At 64.0% G+C, this 9,859-nt stretch carries 6 protein-coding genes and 2 riboswitches; all 6 genes read right to left on the bottom strand.

Translation table 11 applies throughout. The features are described from left to right. Nucleotides 1-197 precede the first annotated feature (197 nt). The gene (locus tag ACIPHM_RS21050) at nt 198-1,919 is read right to left on the bottom strand and encodes a hypothetical protein (RefSeq protein WP_400332479.1); all 1,722 of its coding nucleotides are present in this window, start codon (nt 1,917-1,919) and stop codon (nt 198-200) included. Between the two features lie 271 nt (nt 1,920-2,190). Continuing rightward, nucleotides 2,191-3,594 carry an L-serine ammonia-lyase gene (locus ACIPHM_RS21045; RefSeq protein ID WP_400332476.1) on the bottom strand — a complete coding sequence of 468 codons (1,404 nt, stop codon included), beginning with the start codon at nt 3,592-3,594 and terminating at the stop codon, nt 2,191-2,193. A 135-nt stretch (nt 3,595-3,729) separates the two neighbouring features. Beyond that, nucleotides 3,730-6,657 (bottom strand): aminomethyl-transferring glycine dehydrogenase, encoded by a 2,928-nt coding sequence (gcvP, locus tag ACIPHM_RS21040; RefSeq protein ID WP_400332474.1) that lies wholly within the window; start codon nt 6,655-6,657, stop codon nt 3,730-3,732. A 154-nt stretch (nt 6,658-6,811) separates the two neighbouring features. After that, nucleotides 6,812-7,195 (bottom strand): glycine cleavage system protein GcvH, encoded by a 384-nt coding sequence (gene gcvH / locus ACIPHM_RS21035; RefSeq protein WP_400332471.1) that lies wholly within the window; start codon nt 7,193-7,195, stop codon nt 6,812-6,814. A gap of 78 nt (nt 7,196-7,273) precedes the next feature. Continuing rightward, nucleotides 7,274-8,380 (bottom strand): glycine cleavage system aminomethyltransferase GcvT, encoded by a 1,107-nt coding sequence (gcvT, locus tag ACIPHM_RS21030; protein WP_400332468.1) that lies wholly within the window; start codon nt 8,378-8,380, stop codon nt 7,274-7,276. 151 nt (nt 8,381-8,531) lie between these two features. Then, nucleotides 8,532-8,644: riboswitch (glycine riboswitch) on the bottom strand. 8 nt (nt 8,645-8,652) lie between these two features. After that, nucleotides 8,653-8,749, bottom strand: a riboswitch (glycine riboswitch). 68 nt (nt 8,750-8,817) lie between these two features. Beyond that, a complete protein-coding gene (locus ACIPHM_RS21025; protein ID WP_400332465.1) occupies nt 8,818-9,669 on the bottom strand; it encodes a hypothetical protein in 852 nt (283 codons plus the stop codon). Nucleotides 9,670-9,859: the final 190 nt, after the last annotated feature.

Genomic DNA, 9,859 nt, shown 5'->3' with positions numbered 1-9,859 from the left:
TCAACGTCACGTTCTGCATGATGGCCTCCAAAATGAAAACACCCTACCGCGTTACCCGCGTGTAGGGTGGGGGTGACCATCTCATTAGCCGCCCGGCAAACGCCGCGCGGCTCAAAGACAAGGCAAGGAGACATCGAGAAGTAGATTACCCGACGTTTGTGTCGGTCATGTGACGTCACTGGATCGCCACCATGCCCTCATAGCAGCCAATCCTGCGACATGAAGATGACTTTCAGTGCGGCCACAAACTCGGGCGAATCGTCTTCGTAAACATAATTGGACGGCCAATACATCCCCCCTCTCGGCGCCAATCCCTGGTTGTTCCATACATTCCAATGGTAGGCAAGCTGACCATTGGTCAGACAGTACACGTTTCCGCTGCCCCATTCTTCTCCCCTCAGGCTGGCGCCCGGGCCGCGTTTCGCGCCGATGCTGCGCGAGAGCCATCCGCCTCTCACAGGATCCAGAAACAATGATGCCTGGGTCCCCGAGAACGTTCCGCCGGCTTTAAGCGCCTCCACATCCCTCGCACAGAAGAGCGGCGCAGGGCCTTTGCCTTTGTGGTACGCCTGAATGTTGTGATCCTTGTAGATGGGATAGAAGCTGCCTTTCGACTTCATCCCGTCCGATCGCGTCAGTGGAATCACCCATACCTTCCACCCCGGTCTGCGGTTCTCCTTCACGATTTGCTCGACGATCGGTTGAGGCACCTCCCCGGCCGTTGTGGGCACACTCGACAGTTTCCACTCCCACTTGTACCGCTTCCCGGGCTGACACGACATGATGCGGCCGGAATTGTCTCTGCCGATTCCCCAGACAGTGCACTCACTCCCCTCGGCCACCGCCTTGTCCAGTTCTACGATGCCGTTCTTCGATTTGAGCTTCCCCTTGACTTCGTCGGCGTCGACCTCCGTCGCTTTCAGCGACTTGGCTTTGACAGACTTCGCATTGTCGATATCGTTGTTGTCCAAACTCAGCGTGCCACGGATCGTCGACGCGCCCTGCGCGTTGAGCGAGCCGACAGTCGCACTCTGCGTCACATTGAGAGCGCCCATGGACAGCTTGCCCGACCCCTCGATATCTCCGGCATTCACGATATTGTTGTTCTTCTGACTGCCGTCGACCTCAGCGCCCAAATCCAGCGTCCCTTTGATAGACGCCGTCCCACCCACATCGAGGCTGCCCATACTGAGCACACCCGAGCCTTTGATGTCGCCCGCACCGACGATGTTGTGACTCACTTCATTGCCCGTGGCGTTTTTGCTCTTGAGTTGAAGGTCACCCGTCATGCCTCGAGAACCGTCACGCATGACAATATTGTTGAGATCCTTCGTCTGCGAGCCGCCACGCATGGCTAACAGACCGGGGAGCCCAGACGGGTTGGGAATCGGCAGCAGGCCCTCGTCCTGCCCCATGAAGTTGAAATTTCCGTCCACCGACACCCCGCCATACGCGCCGATCTTTCGCGCTGCGACGGTCGCCAGGTTGAGGTCGGCATCCGTCGAGTACGTTTTCTTGATCGGCTCAGTCAGATAGGTGAGTGTTTCGATTCTGCAGGAGTTCGAATTTTCACAAGCTCGATCGACCTGAATCTCGTAGTCGCCCACTCCCGGTGGCGGCTCGGCGGAGACACCCGTCAGGTTCAGCGCCTTTATCAGCGATTCGCCGGTCAGGTTGGCGACGCGAGTCCGGTCGGCCGAAATTTGTTCCCTGGTGAATTCGACCCCATTGATCGTGAGCGTGCCCGCGCCGGAGCCCGCCAGGAACTTGTCGATGTCGCTGTGATATTTGACGGTAAAGGTCTCTACCGCATTACCCATGATCTTGAGCGATTCCCCGATTCGCTCCGCGCGCTCCGTACGCATTTGACGCGCCTGCTGAGATCCCCAAAACGCGATCAACGCGCCGACCACTGCCACCGCTATCGCTGCTGAGACTAGAAACACCCCGGATTGCTTTCGCCGCACTGACGCACCTCGCTGAAAACGGCCACCGCTCGATTCGCGTCAACAATCAACGAATGCAGCGGCACGGAAAGCAGACATTCTCCGTGGGGACACTTCTTTCAGGCTTGGGCTTCGGCCGAAAAACGCGACTTGTGCGCACAAATACGGAAGCCGTATCGCAAAAAGAAAAAGCCGTGTGGCGTCTGCCACACGGCTTCTCGTCATACCTCAAACTACCCGACGCTCAGCACTCGACGATATTCACCGCGAGACCGCCGCGCGCCGTTTCCTTGTACTTCGTCTTCATGTCGGCGCCGGTCTCGCGCATCGTCTTGATGACGGAGTCGAGCGAGACGTAGTGCGCACCGTCGCCGCGCAGCGCCATGCGCGCGGCATTCACGGCCTTGACCGACGCCATCGCGTTTCGCTCGATGCACGGAATCTGCACCAGCCCGCCGACCGGATCGCATGTCAGCCCGAGGTTGTGCTCCATACCGATCTCGGCCGCGTTCTCGACCTGCTCGACCGAGCCGCCCAGCACCGCGGCAAGCGCGCCGGCCGCCATCGAGCACGCCACACCGACCTCACCCTGGCATCCGACTTCCGCACCGGAAATCGACGCGTTGAGCTTGTACAGAATGCCGATGGCCCCGGCCGTGAGCAGGAAGTCGATCACGCCCTGCTCGTTCGCCCCGTGCACGAAGCGGTCGTAGTAATGCATGACCGACGGAATGATCCCGGCCGCGCCGTTGGTCGGTGCCGTCACGACGCGTCCGCCCGCTGCGTTCTCTTCGTTGACGGCAATCGCGTAGAGATTCACCCAGTCCATCACCGACAACGGATCGGACAGCGTGCGCTCCGCGCGCTGCGTGAGCTGGCGATACAGTTCCGGCGCGCGACGTCGCACATGCAACGGCCCCGGCAGTTCGCCGTCGGCTTCCGCATTACCGATGCCGCAACCGCGCGTCACGCACGACTGCATCACATTCCAGATATTGAGCAAGCCACGGCGGATATCCGCTTCCGCGTTCTCGCCGTGATGCCAGACCTTCTCGTTCTCCCACATCAGTTGGGCGATGGTCTTGCCGCTCGCACGGCACATCTCCAGCAACTGCTTGCCGGTGCGGAACGGATACGGCAACTGGTCGTGCGCGGCGAGCACCTGCGCATTCGAGGCGCCGGCCGTCACCACGAAACCGCCGCCCACCGACAGATAACGCCCTTCACGCAGCTTGTTGCCGGCACCGTCGAACGCATGGAATTTCATGCCGTTCGGATGTTCGGCCATCGCCTCGCGACGGTAGAACACCATGTGTTCCTTCTCGACGAAAGGCACGTCGTGCTTGCCGAGAATCGACAGCACTTTCTGCTTGCGCAGCGTGGCCAGACGCGCCGCAATCGTCGACGGATCGACCGTGTCGGGGGCCTCGCCCATGAAACCGAGCAGCACCCCCTTATCGGTGCCGTGGCCCTTGCCCGTGGCGCCCAGCGAACCATACAACTCGGCGCGCACCGATGCCACCTGCGGCAGCAAACCGTCGCGCTCCAACCCCTGCACGAACATCAATGCCGCGCGCATTGGCCCCACGGTATGCGAACTCGACGGTCCGATACCGATCTTGAACAAATCGAAAACTGAAACGGCCATGGGGCTTTCCTGAAATCTGAAACGTATGTGTGACTCGACGAATGCAGCAGTCTGCCGCATTCGCGTTACATCCATAGAGACAAAAAGGGGCCAGCAACGTTCTGCTGGCCCCCTTTGTCGAGATTTTGCGACGTTTTACTCGTAGTCGCTCATCGGCACGCAGGCGCAGAACAGGTTCCGGTCGCCGTAGACGTTATCGGCACGTCCGACCGGCGGCCAGTACTTGCGCTCGCGCAGGGCCTTCACCGGATACGCCGCCTGGCTGCGGGCATAGGCATGCGGCCATTCGTCGGCCGTCACGACATCTGCCGTGTGCGGGGCGTGCTTGAGCGGATTGTCCTCGCGATCGGCACGGCCGTCTTCCACCGCGCGAATTTCTTCGCGAATGGCGACCATCGCCTCGATGAAGCGGTCCAGCTCGTGCTTCGATTCGGACTCGGTCGGCTCGACCATCAGCGTGCCCGGCACCGGGAAGCTCATCGTCGGGGCGTGGAAACCGAAGTCCATGAGGCGCTTGGCCACGTCGTCGACGGTGATGCCGCTGGTGTCCTTGAGCGGACGCAGGTCCAGAATGCACTCGTGCGCGACCCGTCCGCCCGGGCCGGTGTAGAGCACCGGGTAGTACGGCGCGAGCTTCTTCGCGAGGTAGTTCGCGTTGAGAATCGCCGTCTCGGTCGCAGCCGTCAGGCCCGAGGCGCCCATCATGGCAACGTACATCCACGAAATCGGCAGAATCGACGCCGAACCATACGGCGCGGCCGACACGGCACCGATGCCGTCGGCGTCGCGCGAGTAGCCCGTCGAGCGCTGGTTCGGCAGGAACTGCGCCAGATGCGCGCCCACCGCCACCGGGCCCACACCCGGGCCGCCACCGCCGTGCGGAATGCAGAACGTCTTGTGCAGGTTCAGGTGCGAAACGTCGCCGCCGAATTCGCCCGGTGCGCACAGACCGACCATGGCGTTCATGTTCGCGCCGTCGACGTACACCTGACCGCCGTTGGCATGCACGATCTCGCAAATCTGACGTGCGCCCGCTTCGAACACGCCGTGCGTGGACGGGTACGTCATCATGATCGCGGCCAGACGCTCGCGATGCTGCTCGGCCTTCGCTTGCAGATCGGCCAGATCGACGTTGCCGTTGGCGTCGCAGGCAACGACCACGACCTGCATGCCGGCCATCTGCGCCGATGCCGGGTTCGTGCCGTGGGCCGACGCCGGAATCAGGCAGATGTCGCGATGCGCTTCGCCGCGTGAGGCGTGATACGCCTGAATGATGAGCAGGCCGGCGTACTCGCCCTGCGAGCCGGCGTTCGGCTGCAACGAGACAGCGGCGTAGCCGGTCGCGGCCACGAGCATCTGCTCGAGCTGGTCGATCATTGCGCGATAGCCAACGGTTTGCTCGCTCGGGGCGAACGGGTGAATCTGACCGAATTCCGGCCACGTCACCGGCAGCATTTCCGAAGTGGCGTTGAGCTTCATCGTGCACGAGCCCAGCGGGATCATCGTGCGGTCGAGCGCCAGATCCTTGTCCGACAAGCTGCGCAGGTAGCGCAGCATGTCGTGCTCGGAGTGGTAGCGGTTGAACACCGGGTGCGTGAGGTACGCGCTTTGACGCGTCAGCGCCACCGGGTAGCCGTTCGAGACGGTGGCTTCGATGGCGTCGAAGTCCAGCGACACGGCGCTCTTGCCGAGGCCTTCGGCGACCACTTCCCACAGCGCGATCACATCGGCGCGCGTGCTGGTTTCGTCGAGCGAGAGGCCCACGGTGTCGGCGTCTTCGCGACGCAGGTTGAAACGGCGCGCGGCGGCCACGGTGTGCACGGTGTCCGCGCGGCCCGCGACGGGCACCGTCAGCGTGTCGAAGAACGTGGCGTTGCGCGGTGCGGCGCCCAGTGCGGTGAGACCGGCGGCCAGCACGGCGGTGAGACGATGCACGCGCTCGGCGATGACGCGCAGCCCCTGCGGGCCATGGTAAGCCGCGTACATGCTGGCCATGATGGCGAGCAGCGCCTGTGCGGTACAGATGTTCGACGTGGCCTTTTCGCGGCGAATGTGCTGCTCGCGCGTTTGCAGCGCCAGACGCAGCGCAGGCTTGCCCTGCGAATCGACCGACACGCCGACCAGACGACCCGGCATCGAGCGCTTGAGTTCGTCGCGCGTGGCCAGGTAAGCGGCGTGCGGGCCGCCGAAGCCCATCGGCACGCCAAAGCGCTGGCTGTTACCGATGGCCACGTCCGCACCCCACTCGCCCGGCGGCGTGAGCAGCGTGAGCGAGAGCAGGTCGGCCGCGGCGATCAGCATGCCGCCCTTGGCGTGGATTGCGTCGGCCAGTGCACGGTAGTCGCGCACGTCGCCGCCCACGCCCGGGTATTGCACCAGCACGCCGAACGCATCGACTTCGGCGGCAGCGGCCACCGGGCCGATCTGCACTTCGATACCGAGCGGCCTGGCGCGGGTCTGCACCACTTCGATGGTTTGCGGCAGCACGTCGTCGGCCACAAAAAACGTGTTCGACTTCGACTTGCCCGTGCGTTTGACCAACGTCATCGCCTCGGCAGCAGCGGTCGCTTCGTCGAGCATCGACGCGTTGGCAATCGCCAGACCCGTCATGTCGATGATCATCTGCTGATAGTTGAGCAGCGCTTCGAGGCGGCCTTGCGAGATTTCGGGCTGGTACGGCGTGTAAGCCGTGTACCAGGCCGGGTTCTCGAGTACGTTGCGCAGAATCACACTCGGCGTGAGCGTGTTGAAGTAGCCCTGACCGATGAACGACTTGAAGACCTGATTCTGGTCGGCGAGCGCGCGCAGTTGCGCCAGCGCTTGCGACTCGGTTTTCGGTGCGGCGAACTGGCCGAGCGACGTGGCGAATTGCGTGCCGTCGCGGCGAATCGATGCGGGAACGACGGCGTCGATCAGTGCGGCGCGCGAGGCGTAGCCCAGCTCGGAGAGCATCGCCTGTTGTTCGGGGGTATCCGGGCCGATGTGGCGCGCGGAGAAGTTGTCGCGCTGCTCGAGCTCGGTCAGCGAGCGGCGCGGTGCTTGCAGGTCAGTCAAGGCATTCATGGGTCAAATCTCTCGTTCGATCACGGCAAGTGACGGCGGGGGTGCTGCCTGGTGCGTAGTACGTACTGCGGCGTAGTGCGGCGTAGTGCGTCTGATGCGCACGGCGCCGGGAGGCCCCGAGTTACCGGAGTCCCCGCGGCGCCATGCGCCGGCATCAGCCGCCGATCTTCGCGGCGTATTGCTCGGCGTTGAGCAGCTTGTCCAGCTCGGCAGCGTTCGACGGCTTCACGCGGAACAGCCAGTTGCCGTATGCGTCGCGATTGATCAGATCGGGCGAGCCGGGCACTTCCGGGTTGACCTCGACGATCTCGCCGCTGACCGGCGAGTGGACATCGGCGGCGGCCTTGACCGATTCGATCACGGTGGAGGCTTCCTCAGCCGCCACGGTGCGGCCGACGTCCGGCAGCTCGACGAACACGATGTCGCCCAGGGACTCCTGTGCGAAATCGGTAATGCCGACCGTCACGGTGCCGTCGGCTTCGAGGCGGGCCCATTCGTCGGACTCGGTGTACTTCAGGTTATCGGGGATGTTCGCCATGTTGACGCTCCGGGATTCAGTGTTTGGGGTATTCGGTTTTCGGTAATTCGTGTCGCCGCACCGTGGCGCCGATGTTGCTCAGGCCACCACGGCCTTGCCGTGACGCACGAACGGTAATTTGACCACACGTGCGGGCAATTGCTTGTCACGAATTTGCACATGGACGATGGCGCCGTCCGGCACGCCCTTCGGCAAACGGGCAAACGCGATCGATTGCTGCAGGCTCGGGCTGAACGTGCCGCTCGTGATTTCGCCTTCGCCGGCGTCCGTCACCACGACCTGATGCGCGCGCAGCACGCCGCCCTTGCCGTCGAGCACGAGGCCCGCGAAGCGCCACGTCTGGCCGCGCGAGAGCAGCGAATCCTTGCCGACGAACGTGCGTTCGCTTTCCTTCTCGACGGTCCAGCCAAGGCCCGCGTCGAGCGGCGACACATCGTCGCCCATGTCCTGACCGTAGAGGTTCATGCCGGCTTCCAGACGCAGCGTGTCACGCGCGCCCAGGCCTGCCGGACGCACGCCTACCGCCACCAGCGCATTCCAGAGCGCCGCCACGTGGTCGGCGTTCACGATCACTTCGTAGCCGTCTTCGCCGGTATAGCCCGTGCGCGCGATCATCAGCTCGCCGAATGCGGTGTCTTTCGCGAACGCGGCGTTGAATGGCTTGAGGGGTTCGCTCACGCTCTGGCTGCCCGGCACGGCCTGCCAGACCTTGGCGCGCGCGTTCGGCCCTTGAACGGCCACGATCGACAGGTCGCGGCGCGGGGTAATCGTCAGGCTGTAGTCGCCGTGGGCGTTGAGCTGACCGATCCACGCGAGATCCTTTTCGGCCGTCCCTGCGTTCACAACGATGCGGAACCAGTCTTCAGCGAGGAAATAAATGATGAGGTCGTCGATCACGCCGCCGCTCGGATTGAGCATGCAGGTGTAGAGCGCCTTGCCCGGGGTTTGCAGCTTGTCGACGTTGTTGGCGACGGCGTAGCGCAGGAATTCGCGGCAGCTCGGGCCGTGCAGGTCGACCACACACATGTGCGAGACGTCGAACATGCCGGCATCGGTGCGAACGGCGTTGTGCTCTTCGATCTGGGAGCCGTAGTTCACGGGCATGTCCCAGCCGCCGAAATCGACCATGCGGGCGCCCGCGGCGCGGTGCGTATCGTTAAGCGGAGTGCGTTTGAGTTCGGTCATCGGGGCATCTGGCCGTCAGGCATCAAGGTTCATGAATTCCGGAAGACGGCGAGCGTCGTCCGAAAATGCAAAAAGGGGTCATCTCGACGACCGGCACTTCACGCTTCGGACACGTGCTTGCGCACTTGCCCGGCGCAATGCCAGTTGGCGAGATGACCCCTCTGTCCTTGGTACCTGAGAGATTGCCCGGTACATGATGACCGGCCCCTTCGGTGGGATGCCCGCGTGCACTGCACGCCGCAACCGCTCTCCAGAGATCGAAAGCAATGCCTTCGGCGCGGCCGGTCCCTGATGCCTGAGAGTTTATGGGTATTACCCCTTCGGCGGCTCCGGCATGTGCTTCCCGGTGCGCTCTCCCGACTACGCTCGCGCACTTTACGGGGAAAGCCAGGGGCTGTCAATTTGACGTAAATACCGCGCGCGCATTGCCGCGCGGGTCAGCGTTGTTCGCCCGGATTCGTGCCTGCCGGACACCCGTCGCGGCCCCATCGTCCGCTGCACACGGCCCAGATGCAGCGCTGTTTCGGTATCACTTCGAACCAGCGATAGCGTTCGCACCGGGCAAGCGCGACGGCAATGGTGCTGGCCGCCGCGGGGGCCGACGCCACCGGCGCAGGCGTCACCTGACGTTGCGCCTCGGCCGCCGCAATCGGGCCGATGTCGTTGTCGTCGTAATGGGCGGGCAAATCGGTGTTCGTCCCAGGGCGGACGGCATTGCTACGCGTGCCGGTGTCGCGACGGCTGAGCAGTTGCATCATGTCGTCCGGGGCGGGCGGGGTCGCCGGGGGGGAAGCAGCAGGCGCGGTGTTGGCGGGAGGCGGTCTCGGCAGCGATGTGGCCGCGGCGGTCAGGGCCGCCGTTGCGGCAGACGCCGTCAGTGACGCCGACGAAGCGGTGTTGCTGGAGGCAGCAATCTCGGCTGCGGCGCCGGACGCCGCGGCGTCCACCGCGGCCAGCGCCTGTGCGCGCGCCAATGCGGCCGAGGCTTCGCTCGTAGCGCCGCTCGGGGTCATCGCCGACGATGCCGATGGCACCGACGGCACCTCGTTACCCGAATTGAACGGTGTGACGACCAGTCCGCCCGGCACTTTGGGCGCCGGGTCGACATACGGTGCGCGCAGATTCCACCAGATGCCGAGCAACGCGATGGCGGCGAAAACCGCCGTGCCGAGCACCAGCGCGCTATTCAGCCAGTTGGGCTCGCCATCGCGCTCATCGCGCTCATCGCTTTCACGACGCTCACGACGCGTGCGCCGTTTGGCGGGCGATGCGTCGGAACCCGCTTCCAACGCTTCATCACGTGCACCGGATGGCGCGGCACCCGGCCTATCGACGGCGCCAACGTCACTGACCGCCCCCGTCACGCCGGCAACGCCAGCGGGCACGGAGGACGTTGCAGCCCCAGAACCGTCATCCCGGAAACCAGGTTCGGCATCCGCGAGGGTTGCACCGCACTTTTCACAGCGCAGTGCGCGCGTC

The organism is Pandoraea sp. NPDC087047 (genome assembly GCF_044745225.1).
GTDB lineage: Bacteria > Pseudomonadota > Gammaproteobacteria > Burkholderiales > Burkholderiaceae > Pandoraea.
This window is presented reverse-complemented; position numbering and strand designations above follow the sequence as displayed.

Excerpts from the sequence above, each read along its gene's own strand:
- gcvH (WP_400332471.1), bottom strand. The coding sequence starts at position 7,195 with ATGGCGAACATCCCCGATAACCTGAAGTACACCGAGTCCGACGAATGG.
- gcvT (WP_400332468.1), bottom strand. The coding sequence starts at position 8,380 with ATGACCGAACTCAAACGCACTCCGCTTAACGATACGCACCGCGCCGCG.
- ACIPHM_RS21045 (WP_400332476.1), bottom strand. The coding sequence starts at position 3,594 with ATGGCCGTTTCAGTTTTCGATTTGTTCAAGATCGGTATCGGACCGTCG.
- gcvP (WP_400332474.1), bottom strand. The coding sequence starts at position 6,657 with ATGAATGCCTTGACTGACCTGCAAGCACCGCGCCGCTCGCTGACCGAG.